The organism is Pseudomonas sp. WC1 (genome assembly GCF_050586565.1).
Classification (GTDB): domain Bacteria; phylum Pseudomonadota; class Gammaproteobacteria; order Pseudomonadales; family Pseudomonadaceae; genus Aquipseudomonas.
The window spans coordinates 1-21,132 of sequence record NZ_JBOBDQ010000034.1; the positions used below are offsets into that span (position 1 = coordinate 1).

The 21,132-nt window shown below is 63.8% G+C and carries 15 protein-coding genes; 3 read left to right on the plus strand and 12 right to left on the minus strand.

Annotated features, from left to right (window positions below):
- Positions 1-8: 8 nt before the first annotated feature.
- From ACQ4OD_RS16010 to ACQ4OD_RS16020, 3 genes are read right to left on the minus strand one after another with little or no spacing between them, the layout of a single operon-like run.
- A complete protein-coding gene (locus ACQ4OD_RS16010; RefSeq protein WP_430944566.1) occupies positions 9-3,062 on the minus strand; it encodes an efflux RND transporter permease subunit in 3,054 nt (1,017 codons plus the stop codon).
- On the minus strand, positions 3,059-4,126 hold the full coding sequence (locus ACQ4OD_RS16015; RefSeq protein WP_111531973.1) for an efflux RND transporter periplasmic adaptor subunit: 1,068 nt from the start codon (positions 4,124-4,126) through the stop codon (positions 3,059-3,061). Before ACQ4OD_RS16015 ends, ACQ4OD_RS16010 begins: the two co-directional genes overlap by 4 nt.
- A complete protein-coding gene (locus tag ACQ4OD_RS16020) occupies positions 4,123-5,211 on the minus strand; it encodes an efflux RND transporter periplasmic adaptor subunit (protein ID WP_430944567.1) in 1,089 nt (362 codons plus the stop codon). Before ACQ4OD_RS16020 ends, ACQ4OD_RS16015 begins: the two co-directional genes overlap by 4 nt.
- A 139-nt stretch (positions 5,212-5,350) precedes the next feature.
- Here ACQ4OD_RS16020 and ACQ4OD_RS16025 point away from each other — a divergent pair, with 139 nt between their 5' ends.
- Positions 5,351-6,517, plus strand: a complete 1,167-nt coding sequence (locus ACQ4OD_RS16025; protein ID WP_110697190.1) for an AAA family ATPase — start codon at positions 5,351-5,353, stop codon at positions 6,515-6,517.
- Between the two features lie 63 nt (positions 6,518-6,580).
- Here ACQ4OD_RS16025 and ACQ4OD_RS16030 read toward each other — a convergent pair whose 3' ends face one another.
- From ACQ4OD_RS16030 to ACQ4OD_RS16060, 7 genes are all read right to left on the minus strand, one after another.
- Entirely contained in the window at positions 6,581-7,474 is an 894-nt protein-coding gene (locus ACQ4OD_RS16030; RefSeq protein ID WP_038707013.1) for an ABC transporter permease subunit, read from the minus strand.
- Complete coding sequence (locus ACQ4OD_RS16035) at positions 7,471-8,391, minus strand: ABC transporter permease subunit (RefSeq protein WP_023630467.1); 921 nt, start codon at positions 8,389-8,391, stop codon at positions 7,471-7,473. The genes ACQ4OD_RS16030 and ACQ4OD_RS16035 overlap by 4 nt, the downstream gene beginning before the upstream one ends.
- Positions 8,388-9,530: a polyamine ABC transporter ATP-binding protein gene (gene potA / locus ACQ4OD_RS16040; RefSeq protein ID WP_046853740.1), complete on the minus strand. Its 1,143-nt coding sequence runs from the start codon at positions 9,528-9,530 to the stop codon at positions 8,388-8,390. Before potA ends, ACQ4OD_RS16035 begins: the two co-directional genes overlap by 4 nt.
- A 57-nt stretch (positions 9,531-9,587) precedes the next feature.
- Positions 9,588-10,682 carry a polyamine ABC transporter substrate-binding protein gene (locus ACQ4OD_RS16045; protein WP_046853739.1) on the minus strand — a complete coding sequence of 365 codons (1,095 nt, stop codon included), beginning with the start codon at positions 10,680-10,682 and terminating at the stop codon, positions 9,588-9,590.
- Between the two features lie 161 nt (positions 10,683-10,843).
- A complete protein-coding gene (locus ACQ4OD_RS16050; RefSeq protein WP_139674374.1) occupies positions 10,844-11,941 on the minus strand; it encodes a polyamine ABC transporter substrate-binding protein in 1,098 nt (365 codons plus the stop codon).
- A gap of 169 nt (positions 11,942-12,110) precedes the next feature.
- Positions 12,111-13,472: an aspartate aminotransferase family protein gene (locus ACQ4OD_RS16055; protein ID WP_198755004.1), complete on the minus strand. Its 1,362-nt coding sequence runs from the start codon at positions 13,470-13,472 to the stop codon at positions 12,111-12,113.
- A 48-nt stretch (positions 13,473-13,520) separates the two neighbouring features.
- Positions 13,521-14,879, minus strand: coding sequence for a glutamine synthetase family protein (locus tag ACQ4OD_RS16060; RefSeq protein WP_038707014.1), 1,359 nt, complete (start codon positions 14,877-14,879; stop codon positions 13,521-13,523).
- A 667-nt stretch (positions 14,880-15,546) separates the two neighbouring features.
- Here ACQ4OD_RS16060 and ACQ4OD_RS16065 point away from each other — a divergent pair.
- The gene (locus ACQ4OD_RS16065; RefSeq protein WP_038707015.1) at positions 15,547-16,923 is read left to right on the plus strand and encodes a glutamine synthetase family protein; all 1,377 of its coding nucleotides are present in this window, start codon (positions 15,547-15,549) and stop codon (positions 16,921-16,923) included.
- 117 nt (positions 16,924-17,040) lie between these two features.
- On the opposite strand, the gene argA is transcribed toward ACQ4OD_RS16065, so the two are convergent.
- Both argA and argE read right to left on the minus strand, forming a co-directional pair.
- A complete protein-coding gene (argA, locus tag ACQ4OD_RS16070) occupies positions 17,041-18,339 on the minus strand; it encodes an amino-acid N-acetyltransferase (RefSeq protein ID WP_102685077.1) in 1,299 nt (432 codons plus the stop codon).
- A 108-nt stretch (positions 18,340-18,447) separates the two neighbouring features.
- Positions 18,448-19,593 (minus strand): acetylornithine deacetylase, encoded by a 1,146-nt coding sequence (argE, locus tag ACQ4OD_RS16075; protein ID WP_430944568.1) that lies wholly within the window; start codon positions 19,591-19,593, stop codon positions 18,448-18,450.
- A gap of 143 nt (positions 19,594-19,736) precedes the next feature.
- Between argE and ACQ4OD_RS16080 the strand changes: the two genes are divergently transcribed.
- A complete protein-coding gene (locus tag ACQ4OD_RS16080) occupies positions 19,737-21,116 on the plus strand; it encodes an inorganic triphosphatase (RefSeq protein WP_198755003.1) in 1,380 nt (459 codons plus the stop codon).
- The last annotated feature ends 16 nt before the right edge of the window (positions 21,117-21,132 follow it).

A 21,132-nucleotide genomic window follows, 5' to 3' on the forward strand; every position in this document is an offset into this window, starting at 1 on the left:
CGTGGTTCTCAGGAAGTCTTTTCCGGCTCGCGGATCTTGTACCAGGCCACGTACAGCGCCGGCAGGAACAATAGCGTCAGCAGCGTTGCGCTGATGATGCCGCCGATCATGGCGTAGGCCATCGGCCCCCAGAACACTTCCCGGGCAATCGGGATCATGCCCAGGCTCGCCGCCGCCGCCGTCAGCAGGATCGGCCGGCGGCGGTGGTTGGTCGCCTCCACCACCGCGTCCCAGGGGGTGTAGCCCTGCTCCTCGAATTCGTCGATCTGGGTCACCAGGATCACCGAGTTGCGGATGATGATCCCGGCCAGGGCGAGGATGCCGAGGATCGCCACGAAGCCCATGGGCGTGCCCGTGGGTACCAGGGCCAGGACCACGCCGATCAGACCCAGCGGCGCGACGCTGACCACCAGGAACAGCTTCTGCACGCTGTGCAGCTGGATCATCAGGAAGGTCGCCATGAGGAACAGCATCAGCGGAATAACGTCGGCGATCGGCCCCTGGGCCTTGCCGCTCTCCTCCACCGTACCGCCGGTGGCCACGCCGTAGCCGGGCGGCAGCTTGCCGGCGAACTCGTCGATCTTCGGCTTGAGCTGCGCCACCAGGTTGGTCGGCTGGATATCGCCGACCACCGAGGCCTTGATGGTGATGGTCGGCTTGCGGTCGCGCCGCCACACCAATGGCTGCTCCAGCTCGTAGCGCACGGTGGCGAACGCCAGCAGGGGAATCGACACACCGCTGGGGCTTACGATCTGCAGGTTCTGCAGGGTGTCGGGCGAGCCCCGCTCGCTGTCCTCGGCGCGTGCGATGACGTCGATCAAGTAGATGTTGTCGTTGACCTGGGTAACCGGCACACCACTGACGATGCTGTTCATCACATTGGCCACGTCTTCGGACGACAGCCCCAGCTGGCGTGCCTTGTCCTGGGCGATCTCGATGCGCAGCACCTTACCGGGCTCGTTCCAGTCGTACATCATGTCGCCAATATGTTCGTTGCCGTCGAGCACCGTGGCCAGTTCGATGGCATAGCGGCGCACCTGGTCGATGTCCTTGCCGCTGACCCGGTACTGGATCGGCCGGCCCACCGGCGGGCCCATCTCCAGCGACTGCACGTTGCTGCCGATGCCGACGAAGTCCTCGCGCAGCAGTTTCTGCAGGCGCTCGATCATGTCTTGGCGCTCTTCGAAGCCCTTGCTGACGATCACCAGCTGGGCGTAATAGGGATTCTGCAGTTGCTGGTCGAGGGGCAGGTAGAAGCGGATCGCGCCCTGGCCGATGTAAGTGCTCCAGCGCACCAGGTCGGGGTCGTCCTTGATCTTCGCCTCCAGGCGATCCACCACCTTGCGCGTTTCCTCGATCGAGGCGTTCTGCGGCAGGTCGAGATCGACCAGGATCTCCGGGCGGTCCGAGGATGGGAAGAACTGGTTCTGCACGAAGCGCATGCCCACCACCGACAGTGCGAACAGCACGATGGTGCCGATCACCGTCACCCAGCGGTGGCGCATGCACCACAGCAGGCCATGTTCGAATGCCCGGCCCACTCGCCCGGGTTCGGCCTCGTGGGGCTTGAGCTTTTCGCTGCTGAGGATATGCACCCCCAGCACCGGGGCGAAGAACACTGCCACCACCCACGACACCAGCAGCGCCACGGCGATCACCGCGAACAAGGTATAGGTGTATTCACCGGCCGAGCTGGCATTGAGGCCGATCGGCACGAAACCGGCCACGGTCACCAGGGTGCCGGTAAGCATGGGGAAGGCCGTCGAGGTGTAGGCGAAAGTCGCCGCCTGCTCTTTCGTCTCGCCCATTTCCAGGCGCGTGACCATCACCTCCACGGTGATCATCGCGTCATCCACCAGCAGGCCCAGGGCAATGATCAGCGCACCCAGCGAGATCCGCTGCATGGTGATATCGCTGTACTCCATGAACACGAACACCATGGCCAGCACCAGCGGGATCGAGCAGGCCACCACCAGCCCGGCACGCACGCCCAGGCTGACGAAGCTCACCACCAGCACGATCACCACGGCTTCGAACAAGGCACTGGTGAAGCCGCCAACTGCCTGCTTGACCACTACCGCCTGGTCGGACACGGTGTGCACGCCGACCCCGACCGGCAGTTCGCTGACGATGCTGTCCATCTTCTTTTTCAGCGCAGCGCCAAACACCTCGATGTTGCCGCCGGCCTTCATGCCGATGGCCAGGCCGATGGCCGGCTGGCCGTTGTAGCGGAAGATCGGCGACGGCGGGTCGACATAGCCGCGCTCGATGTCGGCGATATCGGCCAGGCGGAAGAAGCGGTCGTTGATGCGCAGGTTGACCGTCTCCAGGTCCTTCTCCGAGGCGAACTGCCCGGTGGTGCGCACCGAAATCCGCTCGGGGCCGGCTTCGATCACCCCCGCCGGGGTCACCGCGTTCTGCGATTTCAGCGCCTCCATGACCTGCCGCTGGTCGATGCCCAGGGCTGCCAGCTTGCGGGTGGAGAAGTTCAGGTAGAGCACTTCGTCCTGGGTGCCGATCAGCTCGATCTTGCCGATGTTGTGCACCTCGCGCACCTCCGCACGGGCCTGCTCCACATAGTCGCGCAGCTGACGCAGGTTCAGGCCATCGGAGGTGAAAGCGTAGATCGAGCCGAACACGTCGCCGAACTCGTCGTTGAAGCCCGGGCCCTGTACGCCCTGGGGGAACTGGCCGCGGATGTCCTGGATCTTCTTGCGCACCTGGTACCAGATGTCCGGAATGTCCTTGGCCTTGGTGGTGTCGCGCAGGTACACGTAGACCGTCGATTCACCGGGGCGGGTATAACTTTTCACGTAGTCGAGCGAATCGAGCTCCTCGAGTTTCTTTTCGATCCGGTCGGTGATCTGGTACAGCGTCTCGTCCTGGGTCGCGCCGGGCCAGCGGGTCTGGATCACCATGGTCTTGATGGTGAAGGACGGATCCTCCTCTCGACCCAGGTTGAAGTAGGAAAAAATCCCCATCAGCAGGCCGACGAACATCAGGTACCAGACGAAGGACTGGTGCTTGAGCGCCCATTCGGAGAGGTTGAAGCTTCCTTTCATCGTGCGTCCTCGTCGAAGATGACCTTCTGGCCAGGCTTGAGGCTGTTCACGCCGGCGGTGACGACGCGCTCGCCGGGTTGCACACCGGAGGACAGGATGATGCTGTCAGGGCCACGCTCCGCCAGGGTGACGTCACGGGTGGCCACGGTCTTGCCCTGCGGGTCGACCACCCAGACCTGGGTCTTGCCATCGCGCTCGAGCAACGCGGAACGCGGCAACTGGCTGCGCGGCGTCAGCGCCGAGGTCAGGGTGACGCTGATAGCGGTCCCCAGGTGGAAAGCCTCCGGGGTGCTGGCCAGGGTAAGGCGGGCGCGGCGGGTACGGGTGGTGGCATCTGCCTGGGGCTCCAGCTCGCGCAAGGTGGCAGTAGTGTTGATGCTGGTGTCGAGCTGCGAGGCGACGGTGAAGGTGAGGTCGCGGCTCAGTTGTTCGGCCAAGGCTATCGGCAGGTCGATCACCGCTTCCTTCACGTCCGGGCGCGCCAGGGTGACTACGGCCTGGCCGGCGCTGACAGTCTGCCCGGCCTCGGCCTGCCAGGCCGTGATCACCGCGGCATGGTCGCTACGCAGGGTGCTGTAGTCGAGCTGGTCGCGGGCCTGGCTGACTGCCGAACGCGCCTGCGCCAGCGACGCGCCGGTAGTCTTCAGGTTGGTCTGGGCGATGTCCAGCTGGGCTTGGGCGCCGACGCCGCGGTCATACAGTTGTTGCTGGCGACGGGCATCGGCCTGGGCATTGATCCACTGCGCCTGCACCCGCGCAAGGTCGCCTTCGGCGGCACGCAGCTGGTTCTGCTGGTCGGTCGGATCGAGGGTAGCCAAGGTATCGCCGGGCTTGACCTGGGCCCCGACATCCAGCCAGCGCCGGGCGATACGGCCAGACACGCGGAAGCCCAAGGTGCTCTCGAAGCGCGCCTGGATATTGCCGGCAAAGCGCCCAAGCTGCGCTTGCACCTGGGGTTCGACCACGGTCGACAACACCGGTCGCACGGGTTCGGGCTGGACTTCCTCGCCACCACAGGCAACCAGCAACAGGCAGGCAGACACTATCGGCAGCAACGGCCTCATGGCGCGACTCCCCCGTTTCTGGCATCGATCTTCTCGACCTGAATACCTGGGTTCAACAGCTGGCCACCACTGACCACCACTATCTCACCGGCCTCCAGACCCGCGCTGATCACCACTTTTCCGGTCAGGTAGCGCGCCACCTGGACCTTGCGCAGTTGCGCCTTGTCACCCTCACCGACCACCCACACGGCGGGCTCGTTCAACGCCTTGGTCAGGACTGACCAGGGCAGCTCGACGCTCGGTTTGCCATGGGCACTGGCCGACGCCGTTACCGGTGCCCCCAGGGCCATGCCCTTGGGCACATCGCGCAGGGCCACCTTGACCTGCACCGTGCCGCTTTGCGCAGAGACCGTCGGGGTGATCTCGCGCACGTGGCCTTGGGCGGTGATGGCGGGGTTGTCGATCAGGCTGACCGTCACGCCCTTGTCACCGCTGGGTGCCACCAGCAGCGATTCATAGACATTGAACACCGCGTCACGGTCGCCATCGACCGCCAGGCTGAAGATCGGCATGGTCGCCTGCACCACTTGGCCGACTTCGGCCTGGCGCGCAGTGATCACGCCGTCGGCCTCGGACACCAATGCCGTGTAGCTCAATTGCTCGTTGGCGTTGGCCAGTTGCGCCTGGGCGGCCTTGAGCGCGCTCTGGCTGCTGCGCAACGCGGCTTCAGCGGAGTCGTACTCGCTCTGGCTGGTGTAGCCCTTGGGCAAGAGTTTCTGCTGGCGCACGAACGCGGCGCTGGTCTGGGTAACCCGGGCCTGTTCGGCGAACACCTCGGCCTTGGCCGAATCGACGTTGTTCTGCAGGTCCTTGGGGTCCAGGCGCGCCAGTACCTGATTGGCCTTCACGTGGTCACCGACATCGACGCTGCGCGCAATGATCTTGCCGCCCACGCGGAACGACAAGTCGGTCTGCACCCGCGCCTGCACGTCACCGGTCAGGGTGACCCGGGCGGCAAAGTCGGTGGGCTGCACCTGCTGCACCGCGACCCTGGGCAGCACCTGGCCGACCTCCTCCTTGCCACATCCTGAAAGCAGGGACAGCAACCCTAGGCAAACGACCAGCGGCACACGCTCTAGCGTCATGCAGGCTCCTTGCTTCTCTCAGGTGAAAGGGATGCGTTTGAAAGCGTAGATCAGGGATCGACAAACGGCATCGGCCAGGGTTCAACAAAGCGAGGCCGTATCGGCGATACTGCGTTCCGACCGCTCAAGGATGCCGCCTATGCTCACCACCCTGGCCATTGCCAACTACCGCTCGATCAACCAGCTGGTGCTGCCGCTGGGCCGGCTGAACGTGATTACCGGTGCCAATGGCAGTGGCAAGTCCAACCTGTACAAGGCCTTGCGCCTGCTGGCCGAGACCGCGCGCGGCGGCGTGGTCAACGCGCTGGCTGCCGAGGGCGGGCTGGAATCGACCTTCTGGGCAGGCCCCGAGAAGCTCACCCGGCGCATGCTCAACGGCGAGGTGCCAGTGGAAGGCGGGCCACGCCAGCAAGCCCGGCGCCTGAAAATGGGCTTTGCCGGCGAAGACTTCGGATACGCGATCAGCCTCGGTCTGCCCGAACCCAGCCGGTCGAAGTTCGCTCTGGACCCGCAGATCAAGCAGGAGACGATCTGGGCCGGCCCCCTGTGCCGACCCGCCAGCCAACTGGTGCAGCGCCATGCGGGGATGGTCAAGGCCCGCGACGGGCGCCAATGGCAGGTGCTGCACCAGCACATGACCGAATTCGACAGCCTGTTCGACCAGGTCGGCAGTCTCCAGGGCTCCCCCGAGGTGCCGCATCTGCGCGAGCAGATCCGCAGCTGGCGCTTCTACGACCATTTCCGTACCGATGCCGAGGCGCCCGCCCGACAATCGCGGCTGGGGACGCGCACGCCGGTGCTGCATCACGATGGCCGCGACCTCGCCGCCGCCCTGCAGACCATCGACGAGATCGGCGACCTGCAGGCCCTGCAGGATGCAGTGAGCGACGCGTTTCCCGGCGCCCGGCTTGCGGTCGACGCCCAGCCCGGCGGTCTGTTCGCCCTGCGTTTCCACCAGGCCGGGCTGTTGCGGCCGCTGAGCGCTGCCGAGCTGTCCGACGGGACCTTGCGCTACCTGTTGCTGGTGGCTGCCCTGCTCACGCCGCGCCCACCGAGCATGATGGTGCTCAACGAGCCGGAGACCAGCCTGCACCCGGACTTGTTGCCGGCGCTGGCGCGCCTGATCCGCCGCACGGCGCGCGAATGTCAGGTATGGGTGGTGTCGCACGCGCCGAGGCTGGTGGCGGCCCTGGAAGAGGATGCCGACTGTAACTCGATCCACCTGGAGAAGACCTTGGGGCAGACCGGTATCGTCGGGCAAGGCATGCTGGATGAACCGGCCTGGAACTGGCCGGACCAGGGCTGAAAAGACCGCGGGGCAAGGCGCATCGGCACACCGCCGATGCGACTTGCCCCGCGATGCGTTGGCTCAGGCCTGCGCGGCGGCCTGGGCCGGACGACGTACCTGCGGCTGCGAGACGTTCGCCGCGGCGCCCTCTTCGATGGCCTGCTGGATCGCCCGACGACGACGCTCCTCGGCCTGGCGGCTGAAGTACCAGACCATGAAAGTCACCAGCGACACCGACAGCAGGATCAGGCTGGCCACAGCGTTGATCTCCGGCTTCACGCCCAGGCGCACGGCCGAGAACACTTCCATCGGCAGGGTGGTCGAGCCAGGGCCGGAGACGAAGCTGGCCAGCACCAGGTCATCCAGCGACAGGGCGAACGACATCATGCCGCCCGCCGCCAGCGACGGTGCGATCATCGGGATGGTGATCAGGAAGAACACCTTCCACGGCTTGGCGCCCAGGTCCATGGCCGCCTCCTCGATGGACAGGTCCAACTCGCGCAGGCGCGCCGACACCACCACCGCCACGTAGGCTGCACAGAACGTGGTGTGGGCGATCCAGATGGTGACGATGCCGCGCTCCTGCGGCCAACCGATCATCTGCGCCATGGCCACGAACAGCAGCAACAGCGACAGACCGGTGATCACCTCGGGCATCACCAGTGGCGCGGTGACCAGGCCACCGAACAGGGTGCGGCCCTTGAAGCGGGTGACCCGGGTCAGCACGAAGGCCGCCAGGGTGCCCAGCGCCACCGCGGCGACCGCCGTGTAGCAGGCGATCTCCAGCGAGCGCATCACCGAACCCATCAGCTGGGTATTGTCGAGCAGGCCGACGTACCACTTCACCGACCAGCCGCCCCATACCGTTACCAGCTTGGAGGCGTTGAACGAGTAGATCACCAGGATCAGCATCGGCAGGTAGATGAACAGCAAGCCGAGCACCAGCATCAGCTTGGAGAAACTGAAGCGTTTCATGCGCGGCCCTCCATCTCTTTGGCCTGGCTGCGGTTGAACAGCAGGATCGGTACGATCAGGATCGCCAGCATCACTACCGCCAGCGCGGATGCCACCGGCCAGTCACGGTTATTGAAGAACTCTTGCCACAGCACTTTACCGATCATCAGGGTTTCCGGGCCGCCGAGCAGTTCAGGAATCACGAACTCGCCGACCACCGGAATGAACACCAGCATGCAGCCGGCGATGATGCCGTTCTTCGACAGCGGCACGGTGATCTTCCAGAAGCTGTTGAAGGTGCTCGAGCCAAGGTCGGATGCAGCTTCCAGCAGGCTTTCGTCGTGCTTCACCAGGTTGGCGTACAGCGGCAGGATCATGAACGGCAGGTACGAATAGACCACGCCGATATACACCGCCAGGTTGGTGTTGAGGATCTGCAGCGGTTGGTCGATCAGCCCCAGCCACAGCAGGAAGCTGTTGAGCAGGCCGTTGTTGCTGAGAATGCCCATCCAGGCGTAGACGCGGATCAGGATCGCAGTCCAGGTCGGCATCATGATCAGCAGCAGCAGGACGGTCTGCGACTCTTTCCTGGCCTTGGAGATGGCATAGGCCATCGGGTAGCCGATCAGCAGGCAGAGCAAGGTACTGAAGAAGGCCACCTTGAGCGAGCCGAGGTAGGCCGCGATGTACAGCTCGTCCTCGGTCAGCAGGCCATAGTTGGCCAGGTTCAGCACCAGCTGGACCTTGCCTTCCAGGTAGGTGTAGATCTCGGTGTACGGCGGGATGGCCACATCGGCTTCGGCAAAGCTGATCTTCAGGACAATGAAGAACGGCAGCATGAAGAACAGGAACAGCCAGATGAACGGCACGCCGATCACCAGGTGCCGCCCCTCCGGGACAAGGCGCTGGAATGCTCGCTTGAGCTTGCGGATTTTCATGACCGCAGTACCACGCCGCTGTCGTCTTCCCACCACACGTAGACTTCGTCGTCCCAGGTCGGGCGGGTGCCCTGGCGCTCGGCGTTGGCGACGAACGACTGGACGATCTTGCCGCTGGGCAGCTCGACGTAGAAGACCGAGTGGCCGCCGAGGTAGGCGATGTCGTGGACCTTGCCGCGCGACCAGTTGTGCTCGCAGGTAGGCTGCTCGGTGGTGACCAGCAGCTTTTCCGGCCGCAGGGCGTAGGTGATGTGCTTGTCCTCGACCGAAGTGGTGACACCGTGGCCGACGTAGATCTTGCGCTCCAGCTCCGGGCTGGCGATGACCGCATGGCCTTCGGCATCGTCGACCACTTCGCCTTCAAACAGGTTGACGTTGCCGATGAACTCGCAGACCAGGCGGCTGGTCGGGGTTTCATAGATATCGATCGGGCTGCCGATCTGGGCGATCCAGCCCAGGTGCATGATGGCGATGCGCTGGGCCATGGTCATGGCCTCTTCCTGGTCGTGGGTCACCATCACGCAGGTCACGCCCACGCGCTCGATGATCTCCACCAGCTCCAGTTGCATCTGCGAGCGCAGTTTCTTGTCCAGCGCGCCCATCGGCTCATCGAGCAGCAGCAACTTGGGGCGCTTGGCCAGCGAGCGTGCCAAAGCCACGCGCTGGCGCTGGCCACCGGAGAGCTGGTGCGGCTTGCGCTTGGCGTACTGGGTCATGTGCACCAGCTTGAGCATCTCGGCCACGCGGGCGTCGATCTCGGCCTTGGGCATCTTGTCCTGCTGCAGGCCGAAGGCGATGTTCTGCGCCACGGTCATGTGCGGGAACAGCGCGTAGGACTGGAACATCATGTTGATCGGCCGCTCGTAGGGCGGCATGTCGGTGATGTCGACGCCATCGAGGAAGATCCGCCCTTCGGTCGGACGCTCGAAACCGGCCAGCATGCGCAGCAAGGTGGACTTGCCGGAACCGGAGCCGCCCAGCAGGGCGAAGATCTCGCCCTTGCGGATTTCCAGGGACACATCGTCCACGGCTACCGTTTCGTCGAACTTTTTCGTGACCCGGTCGATCTTGACCAGCACCTGCTTGGGTTGCTGGCCACCCTCGAGGGCTTTCTTATAGGCACCGGAGGCAACTGCCATGAGTGAAACTCCCAACAAGATTTGTGTGCCCGCCGCTGCGCTGGCGGGCCTGGATTGTTACTTGCCCGACTTGACCTTGGTCCAGCTGCGGGTCATCAAACGTTGCACCTTGGGTGGCAACTCGGCGTTGACGAACATCTTGTCCAGCACTTCCTGCGGTGGGTAAACCGCGGCGTCAGTCCTCACGGCCTGGTCCATCAGGTCGCCAGCCTTGGGGTTCGGGTTGGCGTAACCGACGTAATCACTGACCTGGGCGATAACCTCAGGTTTCAGCAAATAGTTGATGAAGGCATGGGCCTCCTTGACGTTGCTGGCGTCCTTGGGAATCGCCAGCACATCGAACCAGAGGTTGCCGCCTTCCTTGGGGATGGCGTAGGCCAGCTTCACGCCCTTCTTCGCCTCTTCAGCGCGGGCCTTGGCCTGGAACACGTCGCCGGAGAAACCGGCGGCCACGCAGATATCGCCGTTGGCGAGATCGGTGATGTATTTCGAAGAATGGAAGTAAGTCACGTAGGGACGCACGGCCAGCAGTTTCTTCTCTGCATCGGCGTAGTCCTTGGGGTTGCTGCTGTTGGGGTCGCGGCCCATGTAGTTGAGCACCGCCGGCAGCATCTCGTCGGCGGAGTCGAGGAAGGCCACGCCGCACTTGCTGAGTTTCTTCATGTTCTCAGGCTCGAACAGCACCGCCCAGGAATCGATCTTGTCGGTGCCCAGCGCCGCCTTGACCTTCTCGACGTTGTAGCCGATGCCATTGGTGCCCCACAGGTAGGGGACGGCGTACTGGTTGCCCGGATCGTTCTTCTCCAGGCGCTTCATCAGCGCCGGGTCGAGGTTCGCATAGTTGGGCAGCAGGTCGCGGTCGAGCTTCTGGAACGCGCCCGCCTTGATCTGCTTGCCGAGGAAATGGTTGGACGGCACGACCACGTCATAGCCGGTGCGCCCGGCCAGCAGCTTGCCTTCCAGCGTCTCGTTACTGTCGAAGACGTCGTATTTGGGCTCGATCCCGGTTTCCTTCTGGAAATCGGCGAGCGTGGTGGGGCCGACATAGTCGGACCAGTTGTAGATGTGCACCGTGGGCGCCGCTTGGACGCTGCAAGCCAGCGTCAGACCCGCTCCGGCCATCAAGGCCTGGCGAAAAACAGAAATAGACAAGTGGGTGGTCCTCACAATCAGTGCCTTTGCGGGCAGTAAACCTCGGCCGCACACGCAAAACCGGCGCGCAACTTACCTTCACGGCGTGGATGCCGCAAACTTATTTGCCTTTACTGGCCTCTGGGCCGGAAAAGCCCGGCCCAGAGGTTGCCGCATCGGGCTTACTTGCCCGACTTGATCTTGGTCCAGCTGCGGGTGATCTCGCGCTGGGCGGTCTTATCTGGCGCCTTGATCGCGTAGAGCTGCGCTTTCACTTCCTCGGAAGGGTAGATCGCCGGATCGCTGGTAATGTCCTTGTCCACGAACTCGGTGGCTGCCTTGTTACCGTTCGGGAAACGCACGGCGTTGGTAATACCGGCCATGACTTTAGGCTGTAGCAGGTATTCCATGAACTTGTAGGCGGCGTCGACGTTCTCGGCATCTTTCGGAATCGCGACCATGTCGTAGAAGGTGCCGGCACCTTCCTTCGGAATGACATAGCTCAGCTTGACCTTGTCGCCGGCCTCGTGGGCACGGGCCTTGGACTGCTCCAGGTCACCCGAGTAACCCACGGCCACGCAGATGTTGCCGTTGGCCAGGTCCGAGATGTACTTGGAAGAGTGGAAGTAGGTGATCGAAGGGCGGATTTTCAGGAACAGGTCCTCGGCCGCCTTCAGGTCTTCCTTCTTGGTGCTGTCGCTCGGTTTGCCCAGGTAGTGCAGCGCGGCCGGGATCATCTCTGTCGGCGCATCGAGGAAACTCACGCCGCAGCTCTTGAGCTTGGCGATGTTCTCTGGCTTGAACACCACGTCCCACGAGTCGATCTTGTCGATGCCCAGCGCGGCCTTGACCTTCTCCGGGTTGTAGCCGATGCCGATGGAGCCCCACATGTAGGGGAAGGCGAACTTGTTGCCCGGGTCGCTGGCATCGCCGACCGCCTTGAGCAGGGCCGGGTCGAGGTTTTTCCAGCTCGGCAGCTTGGAGCGGTCCAGCTCCTGGTAGACGCCGGCCTTGATCTGCTTGGCCAGGAAGTTGTTGGACGGCACGACGATGTCGTAACCCGACTTGCCCGCCAGCAGCTTGGCTTCAAGGGTCTCGTTGCTGTCGAAGACGTCGTAGACGACCTTGATGCCGGTCTCTTTCTCGAAGTTGGCCACGGTGTCCGGGGCGATATAGTCCGACCAGTTGTAGACGTGCAGCACCTTGTCGTCAGCCTGAACAGCGGTGGCCATGGCACCCATCAGGGCGGCGGCCAGCAGCGTCTTGCCCAATTTCTTCATGCGTAATGCTCCAGAATTTATTATCAAGCCATCTGTTCAGCAGCCAGGTACCACGGGACGCGCGTTGGGCGACTAAACAGCCGTTAGTCTGGCAAGTTACAAGGCGCTGTTTCAACAGAAGCAGGGCCTTGCAACGACATTAATGTCACCTCGCCAGCCTAGCAGACTGTCATTTGACCGCCTCGTAGGTCAGATCCAGGCACTTGCGCGCCTTTTCCACCAGTTCGTCGATCTCTTCGCGGCTGATCACCAGCGGCGGCGCAATGATCATGGTGTCGCCCACCGCGCGCATCACCAGGCCGTTCTCGAAGCAATGGGTGCGGCAGATCATGCCGACGCCCCTGCCCTCATAGCGGCTACGGGTGGCCTTGTCCTTGACCAACTCGATCGCGCCGAGCAGGCCCAGGCCGCGCACCTCGCCCACCAGTGGGTGGTCCTGCAGCTCACGCAGTCGTTTTTGCAAATACGGTGCCGTTTCGTTGCGGGCACGCTCGACAATCTTCTCGTCGCGCAGGATGCGCAGGTTTTCCAGGCCCACCGCTGCCGCCACAGGGTGGCCGGAGTAGGTGAAGCCGTGGTTGAAGTCACCACCTTCGCTGATCACCTTGGCCACTTTGTCACGCACGATCACACCGCCCATGGGGATGTAACCGGAGGTCAGGCCCTTGGCGATGGTCATCAGGTCGGGTGCAAGGTCGTAGTAGTCGGAGCCGAACCACTCGCCGGTACGGCCGAAACCGCAGATCACTTCGTCGGCGACGAACAGGATGTCGTACTTGGCGAGGATCTCCTTGATCTTCGGCCAGTAGGTCTCAGGCGGAATGATCACCCCGCCCGCACCCTGGATCGGCTCGGCGATGAAGGCGGCGACGTTGTCCTCGCCGACTTCGAGAATCTTCTTCTCCAGCTGCTCGGCCGCCCACACGCCGAATTCGTCCGGGGTCATGTCGCCCCCCTCACCGAACCAGTACGGTTGCGGGATATGCACGATGCCCGGGATCGGCAGGCCGCCCTGCTCGTGCATGCCACTCATGCCACCCAGGCACGCACCCGCAAATGTGGAGCCGTGGTAGCCGTTGATGCGGCCGATGATGGTCTGCTTGTGCGGCTTGCCCTTCAGCGCCCAGTAGTGGCGAACCATGCGCAGCACGGTGTCGTTGCCCTCGGAACCGGAGCCGGTGAAGAACACATGGGTCATGCCCTTGGGCGCCACGTCGGTGATCGCCTTGGCCAGCTCCAGCGCCGGCGGGTGGGCGGTCTGGAAGAACAGGTTGTAGTACGGCAGTTCGCGCATCTGTTTTTCTGCCGCCTGCACCAGCTCTTCGCGGCCATAGCCGACCGCCACGCACCACAGGCCGGCCATGCCGTCGAGGATCTTGTGCCCCTCGCTGTCCCACAAATGCACACCCTGCGCCTTGGTGATGATGCGCGGCCCCTTTTCCTTCAGCTGTTTGTAGTCGCTGAAAGGTGCAAGGTGGTGCTCGCCGCTCAGGGTTTGCCATTCACGGGTTTGCGGGTTGTTGACGCTCATGTGCTTCTCCATGGTCCGGTGGCCGCGCCCTGGCGGCCTCAGGGTTGATCACACAGCAAACAGCAGGAACTCTCGCTCCCAGGAGCTGATGACGCGCTTGAAGTTCTCGTGCTCGGCACGCTTGGTGGCGACGTAGCCGGTGATGAATTTCTTGCCCAGGTACTGCTCCAGCGCGCGGCTGATTTCCATGCGCTCGAGGGCGTCCTCGATGGTCAGCGGCAGGCGCAGGTTTCGGCGCTCGTAGCCACGACCCTGGACTGGCGCGCTAGCCTCGATGCCTTCGACCATGCCGATATAGCCACACAGCAGGCTGGCGGCGATGGCCAGGTACGGGTTGGCGTCGGCGCCCGGCAGGCGGTTCTCGACCCGGCGGTTCTGCGGCCCGGCATCCGGTACGCGCAAGCCGACGGTGCGGTTCTCTTCGCCCCACTCGACGTTTACCGGCGCGGAGGTGTCCGGCAGGAAGCGGCGGAACGAGTTGACGTTGGGGGCGAACAGCGGCAGGGCCTCGGGGATGAACTTCTGCAGGCCGCCGATGTGATTGAGGAACAGCTCGCTCATGCTGCCGTCGGCGTTGGAGAAGATGTTCTTGCCGGTGACGGCATCGACCACGCTCTGGTGCAGGTGCATGGCGCTGCCCGGCTCGCCGGTCATCGGCTTGGCCATGAAGGTGGCGGCCACGTTGTGCTTGAGCGCCGCCTCGCGCATGGTGCGCTTGAACACCAGGATCTGGTCGGCCAGGTGCAGCGCGTCGCCGTGACGGAAGTTGATTTCCATCTGCGCCGTGCCGTCCTCATGGATCAGCGTGTCGAGGTCCAGCTGCTGCAGCTCACACCAGTCGTAGACGTCCTCGAACAGCGGGTCGAACTCGTTGGCCGCCTCGATGGAGAACGACTGCCGCCCCGTTTCCGGGCGACCGGAACGACCCACCGGCGGCTGCAGCGGAAAGTCGGGATCTTCGCTACGCTTGGTCAGGTAGAACTCCATCTCGGGCGCGACGATCGGCTGCCAGCCCTTGTCGGCGTAGAGTTTCAGGACCTTCTTCAGCACATTGCGCGGCGACAGTTCGACCGGGTTGCCCTTCTTGTCGTAGGTGTCGTGGATCACCTGGGCGGTCGGCTCGATGGCCCATGGCACGAGAAACACCGCGTTCTCGTCGGGGCGGCAGATCATGTCGATGTCGGCCGGGTCGAGCAGTTCGTAATAGATGTCATCGTCGACGTAATCGCCGGTCACGGTCTGCAGCAGCACGCTCTCGGGCAGGCGCATGCCCTTTTCGGCGATGAATTTGTTGGTCGGCGAGATCTTGCCGCGGGTGATGCCGGTCAGGTCGCTGATCAGGCACTCCACTTCGGTGATCTTGTGCTCTTTCAACCAATCGGTGAGCTGGTCGAGGTTGTTACTCATAAATACCTCAGGAGGTAATGTGGCGCGGTTGGCGGCAACCGGCGGCCACTGACGCCAGGCGTCGGACAAAGTCGGCGCGCAGCGCGCCGAGGGGCCTGGACAGGCCCGCGCCTTGATTCTGGATGCTGTGCATGGCTAAAGCAAAAACCCTCGCGCAGGACGACAATGGATACACGCCATGGGCGCGCGCCCGGACAGAAAGCGAAGGGCAGAAGGAAAGGAGGTGTTGCGCTAAAGCGTTACGAGGCATGGCTTTTTCAAGCGAACCGTCAATTATTGCGGCCAGCGCGGCACCCCTTCGAAGCAGGCGTGCAGTGACCGGACGGCAACCGGGAGATGTACCTGAACGCACCGTGCATGCGGCGCTGACAGGTCTCGACAGGCGGACCATGTGACCCTCGTATTATTGTGTTCTGGGTTGATGCCGAGCTTAGCCTCGTTCATTTTTTTACACAACTCCCCCGTAAAAAATAAAACACGCCCCGCTCGGGATAACCCTTCAAGACGAAAATAGCGGATAATGGCACGCCCCGAGATGCAGCAAATCTGCCGTAGATGTGCCATTTAAGGGCATCAGGGTGCTGGCTTGACTTAACCTGGTCTTTCCGATTGACTGGGGTTGCAAGCCCCCCTTGATTGATATTTTTAACAACAAAGGTGTTGCATCATGTCGGTACCCCCGCGTGCCGTTCAGCTTAACGAAGCGAACGCGTTCCTTAAGGAACATCCTGAGGTTCTCTACGTTGACCTTCTGATTGCAGATATGAATGGTGTGGTGCGCGGCAAGCGCATAGAGCGCACCAGCCTCCACAAGGTTTACGAGAAAGGCATCAACCTGCCGGCCTCCCTCTTCGCCCTGGATATCAACGGTTCGACCGTCGAAAGCACAGGCCTGGGCCTGGACATCGGCGATGCCGACCGGATCTGCTACCCAATCCCCGACACTCTCTGCAACGAGCCTTGGCAGAAGCGCCCGACCGCGCAGCTGCTGATGACCATGCACGAGATCGAAGGCGAGCCGTTCTTTGCCGACCCGCGTGAAGTGCTACGCCAGGTGGTGAGCAAGTTCACCGACCTGGGCCTGACCATCTGCGCCGCGTTCGAGCTGGAGTTCTACCTGATCGACCAGGAGAACGTGAACGGCCGCCCGCAGCCGCCACGCTCGCCGATTTCGGGCAAGCGCCCGCAGTCGACCCAGGTGTACCTGATCGACGACCTCGACGAATACGCCGATTGCCTGCAGGACATCCTCGAAGGCGCGAAGGAACAAGGCATCCCGGCCGACGCCATCGTCAAGGAAAGCGCCCCGGCGCAGTTCGAAGTCAACCTGCACCATGTCGCCGACCCGCTCAAGGCCTGTGACTATGCGGTGCTGCTCAAGCGCCTGATCAAGAACATCGCCTACGACCATGAAATGGACACCACCTTCATGGCCAAGCCCTACCCGGGCCAGGCAGGCAACGGCCTGCATGTACACATCTCCGTGCTGGACAAAGATGGCAACAACATCTTCACCAGCGAGGATCCCGAGCAGAACGCCGCGCTACGTCACGCTGTCGGCGGTGTGCTCGAGACCCTGCCCGCCTCGATGGCGTTCCTCTGCCCGAACGTCAACTCGTACCGCCGTTTCGGCGCGCAGTTCTACGTGCCGAACGCACCGAGCTGGGGCCTGGACAATCGTACCGTGGCGCTGCGCGTGCCGACCGGCTCGCCGGATGCCGTGCGCATCGAACATCGCGTGGCCGGCGCCGACGCCAACCCGTACCTGATGATGGCTGCGGTACTGGCCGGCGTGCACCACGGCCTGACCAACAAGGTCGAACCGGGCGAGCCGATCGAAGGCAACTCGTACGAGCAGCTGGAACAGAGCCTGCCGAACAACCTGCGCGATGCACTGCGCGAGCTGGACGACAGCGAGATCCTCAACAAGTACATCGATCCGAAGTACATCGACATCTTCGTCGCGTGCAAGGAAAGCGAGCTGGAGGAGTTCGAGCACTCGATCTCCGACCTCGAGTACAACTGGTATCTGCACACCGTGTAAACGAAAACGCCGCCCTCAGGGGCGGCGTTTTTCTTTGCCATCGCATCGCGGGTCAAGCCCGCTCCCACGTGTGCCAGCCCGGGTACACCGTGGGAGCGGGCTTGACCCGCGATGGCATCAGAGCGGTTTCTCGAAGATCTTCGAATTACGCTGGTAGTTGTACAGCGATGCCCGCGCCGCCGGCAGCCGTTCCACGCCACTGGGCGAGAAGCCGCGCTCACGGAACCAGTGTGCGGTCCGGGTCGTCAGCACGAACAAGGTGTTGAGGCCCAGCGTGCGCGCCCGCTCCTCGATACGCTCGAGCAGCTCATCGCCACGCCCGCCATGCCGGTACTCCGGGTTCACTGCAAGGCACGCCAGCTCCCCCGCCTCGGAATCGGCGATCGGATAGAGCGCCGCGCAGGCGATGATCATGCCCTCGCGCTCGACCACGCTGAACTGCTCGATCTCCCGCTCCAGCACCTCCCGCGAACGGCGCACCAGGATACCCTGTTCTTCCAACGGGCTGATCAGTTCCAGCAGGCCGCCGACATCCTCGATGGTCGCCTCGCGTACCACTTCGAACTGCTCCTGGGACACCAGCGTGCCACCGCCCCCGCGGGTGAACAGCTCGGTCAGCAGCGCACCGTCCTCGGCGTAACTGACGATGTGACTGCGCGCCACACCGCCCTTGCAGGCTTCGGCAGCGGCATCCAGCAGCTCGGCCTGGTAGTCGCTGCCCAGTCGCTGCAGGTGCGGCGCAATCTGTTGCGGGCGTAGCTCGCGCACCAATTGCCCACGCTCATCCAGCAAGCCCGGCTCGGCCCCGAACAGCAGCAGCTTGTCGGCCCCCAGCTCGATGGCGGCGCGGGTGGCCACATCCTCGCAGGCCAGGTTGAAGATCTCGCCGGTCGGCGAGTAGCCCAGCGGCGACAGCAACACGATGGAACGCTCATCGAGCAGGCGATTGATGCCCTTGCGGTCGACCCGGCGCACTTCACCGGTATGGTGATAGTCGACCCCTTCAAGCACGCCGATCGGCCGTGCGGTGACCAGGTTGCCGGAGGCCACGCGCAGGCGCGAGCCCTGCATCGGCGAGGCCGCCATGTCCATCGACAGGCGTGCTTCGATGGCCAGGCGCAGGGCACCGACGGCGTCGATCACGCAGTCCAGTGTCGCCGCGTCGGTGATGCGCATGCCATGGTGGTAGTGCGGGGTCAGGCCACGGCTGGCCAGGCGGCTTTCGATCTGCGGACGTGAGCCGTGTACCAGCACCAGGCGCACGCCCAGGCTGTGCAGCAGCACAAGGTCGTGGACAATGTTGCCGAAGTTCGGGTGCTCGACGCCATCACCGGGGAGCATGACCACGAAGGTGCAGTCGCGGTGGGCGTTGATGTAGGGGGAAGCATGGCGCAACCAGTTGACGTAATCGGGCATGACAAGGCCTGTGGATAAGTGAACGGAGAACGAAAAGGCGCACAACGTTCGAAAGTCATCGTCGGAACAGGCTTGCGGTCACGCGCGGTCTCCTCTGCTCAGGAAGGATCAATGGTTCAGGCAATAGTGCCGGATCAGATCACGCAATAGACGCACGGTAGGCTCGATGCGTGACATTTCAAGGTATTCCCCTGGCTGGTGGGCACAAGCGATGTCACCGGGGCCCAGCACGATGGTCTGGCAACCGAGCTGCTGAAGATAAGGCGCTTCGGTGCCAAAGGCCACCGCTTCGGCGCGATGGCCGGTCAGACGCTCGGCCAGGCGCACCAGCTCGCTGTCGGCGGCCTGTTCGAAAGGTGGCACCTCGGGGAACAGTGGCGCGTAATCGATGCGCACTTCATGGCGTTCGGCCAACGGTGCCAGCTTGCCGCGGATCGCTGAGCGCAGCTGCTCAACATCCATGCCCGGCAATGGCCGCAGGTCGAACTCCAGGGCACACTGGCCACAGATGCGGTTGGGATTGTCGCCGCCATGGATACAGCCAAAGTTCAGGGTCGGCGCAGGCACCGTGAACTGTGGGTTGCGGTACTGCTCCTGCCAGCTGCGGCGCAGCGTCATCAGCTCGCCCATCACCGCATGCATCGCTTCCAGGGCGCTGCGACCCAGGGTCGGATCCGACGAATGGCCACTGCGCCCCAGAATGTCGATGCGGTCCATGAGGATGCCCTTGTGCATGCGGATCGGCTTGAGCCCGGTGGGCTCGCCGATCACCGCCGCCCGCCCGAGGGGCTGGCCGGCCTCGGCCAAGGCCCGGGCGCCGGACATGGAGCTTTCTTCGTCGCAGGTGGCGAGGATCAGCAGCGGCTGTTTGAAATCGTGCTCGAGCAGCGGGATCACCGCCTCGATGACCAGGGCGAAGAAGCCCTTCATGTCGCAGCTGCCCAGGCCTACCCAGCGGCCATCGACCTCAGTGAGCTTGAGCGGGTCGCTGCTCCACAGTTGCGGGTCGAAGGGCACCGTGTCGCTGTGCCCGGCCAGCACCAGGCCGCCCGGGCCGGTGCCGCGGCTTGCCAGCAAGTTGAACTTGCCAGGGCTGACCTGTTGGATCTCGCACGTGAAACCAAGGTCACCCAACCAGCCGGCCAGCAGGTCGATGACGGCTCGGTTGGACTGGTCCAGCGCAGCCTGGGTGCAACTGACCGAAGGTGCGGCGATCAGGGCGGCAAACTGGTCTTTCAGCGATGGCAACGGCATGCGCGGACTCCTCGGAAGCGTGAGAGGCATCATAACAACGCGGTCGCCTGGCAGGACAACCCCATACGCCCCTTCACGGACCGGCAGGCACCACCCGACTCCTGTAGACTGCACACCACGATGCCCCTCCTTCCGAGCCCGCGATGCACAAAGAAACCGAACTCAAACTCCGCGCCAGTCGCGAGACCCTTGCCGCCCTGCGCGAGCACCCGCTGCTGAAAAAGCGCAACAAGTCCGGCTGGCAGACCCGCGAACTGCTCAACCAGTACTTCGACACCCCGGAGCGCGACCTGTCCGCCGCCCGTGTCGCCCTGCGCCTGCGCCGCGATGGCGAGGTCATCATCCAGACCCTCAAGTGCCGCGGCCAGAGCGTGGCCGGCCTGTCCGAGCGCAACGAGTTCGAATGGCACCTGGACAAGGTCAAGCTCGACCTGAAGAAACTCGATGGCACCTGCTGGCCCGAGCAACTGGCAGGGCTGGACAAGAAGGCCATCAAACCGCTGTTCACCACCGATTTCACCCGCGAGTACGCTGAAATCGCCTGGGGCCGCGGCAAGGCCAAGGTGGTGATCGAAGCGGCCATCGACCAGGGCTTCGTGATCGCCGGCAAGCGCAAGGAAGAGATCTGCGAGCTGGAACTGGAGCTGCGTGAAGGTGCCCCGGAGGCGCTGTTGGAACTGGCCGCCGAGCTGTCCGCCAGCCTCGCCCTGATGCCATGCGACATCAGCAAGGCCGAGCGGGGCTACCGCCTGCTCGATCCGGACAGCTACGAGCTGGGCCTGCCCGCGACCGAGCTGCACGCCGAGATGCCGCTGGACGACGCCTACGCCGCCCTGGCCTGGCAACTGCTGGGCAGCAGCCAGCGCCTGGCCGAGCAGTATCGCCACAATGGCCACTGGCGCCTGCTGCAGGACTGGGTCCGCTGCCTGGCCGAACTGCGCGCCATCACCGCCAGCCTCGGCCAGGCGGCACCGCGCCCGACCACCCGAGCCTTGCGCGCCAGCCTCGATGCGCTGCTGGAAGACTGGCGCCCGCTGGTACTGGCCGGCAACGATGACGAAGACATCCGCCGCGCCGCGCCCGAGCAGTTCGCTGAAGAGCTGGAAGACCCGCGCTGGGGCCAGTTCTCCCTGGAGACCGCACGCTGGCTGACCGCCCGCACCTGGACCGTCGAGCGCAAGGGCCGTGGCGAGCGCCAGGGCAAGGCGCAGCTGGCCAGCTGGCTGCAGCACTTGCTGGGCGAGGAAGCCCGCGCCCTGAAGCTGCCGCTGTATGTACAGCGTCCGGAGGACCTGGCCGAGCAGCTGCCGCGCATCGAGACCGTGCAAACTTGGCTGCACCACGCCCGCCAGGTACTCGACCTGCCACAGCTGGACCGTCTGTACGGCGAGCTGAACAAGCTTCACGAGCTGGCCGAACTGCCGCTGCTGGAGGAAGACAAGGGCGAACTGCTGGAGGCCCGCATCGAACAGGCTCGCGCCATCGAGCAGAACCGCGCCTGGAAGCACCTGCTCAAGGCCTGAGTCCGCACCGCCCGCT

What these genes read in the sequence shown, in the direction of transcription:
- ACQ4OD_RS16010 (WP_430944566.1), bottom strand. Translation starts at nt 3,062, where the DNA reads ATGAAAGGAAGCTTCAACCTCTCCGAATGGGCGCTCAAGCACCAGTCC.
- ACQ4OD_RS16060 (WP_038707014.1), bottom strand. Translation starts at nt 14,879, where the DNA reads ATGAGTAACAACCTCGACCAGCTCACCGATTGGTTGAAAGAGCACAAG.
- ACQ4OD_RS16055 (WP_198755004.1), bottom strand. Translation starts at nt 13,472, where the DNA reads ATGAGCGTCAACAACCCGCAAACCCGTGAATGGCAAACCCTGAGCGGC.
- argE (WP_430944568.1), bottom strand. Translation starts at nt 19,593, where the DNA reads ATGCCGTTGCCATCGCTGAAAGACCAGTTTGCCGCCCTGATCGCCGCA.
- ACQ4OD_RS16080 (WP_198755003.1), top strand. Translation starts at nt 19,737, where the DNA reads ATGCACAAAGAAACCGAACTCAAACTCCGCGCCAGTCGCGAGACCCTT.
- ACQ4OD_RS16065 (WP_038707015.1), top strand. Translation starts at nt 15,547, where the DNA reads ATGTCGGTACCCCCGCGTGCCGTTCAGCTTAACGAAGCGAACGCGTTC.
- ACQ4OD_RS16050 (WP_139674374.1), bottom strand. Translation starts at nt 11,941, where the DNA reads ATGAAGAAATTGGGCAAGACGCTGCTGGCCGCCGCCCTGATGGGTGCC.
- ACQ4OD_RS16025 (WP_110697190.1), top strand. Translation starts at nt 5,351, where the DNA reads ATGCTCACCACCCTGGCCATTGCCAACTACCGCTCGATCAACCAGCTG.
- ACQ4OD_RS16030 (WP_038707013.1), bottom strand. Translation starts at nt 7,474, where the DNA reads ATGAAACGCTTCAGTTTCTCCAAGCTGATGCTGGTGCTCGGCTTGCTG.
- ACQ4OD_RS16015 (WP_111531973.1), bottom strand. Translation starts at nt 4,126, where the DNA reads ATGAGGCCGTTGCTGCCGATAGTGTCTGCCTGCCTGTTGCTGGTTGCC.
- ACQ4OD_RS16035 (WP_023630467.1), bottom strand. Translation starts at nt 8,391, where the DNA reads ATGAAAATCCGCAAGCTCAAGCGAGCATTCCAGCGCCTTGTCCCGGAG.
- potA (WP_046853740.1), bottom strand. Translation starts at nt 9,530, where the DNA reads ATGGCAGTTGCCTCCGGTGCCTATAAGAAAGCCCTCGAGGGTGGCCAG.
- argA (WP_102685077.1), bottom strand. Translation starts at nt 18,339, where the DNA reads ATGCCCGATTACGTCAACTGGTTGCGCCATGCTTCCCCCTACATCAAC.
- ACQ4OD_RS16020 (WP_430944567.1), bottom strand. Translation starts at nt 5,211, where the DNA reads ATGACGCTAGAGCGTGTGCCGCTGGTCGTTTGCCTAGGGTTGCTGTCC.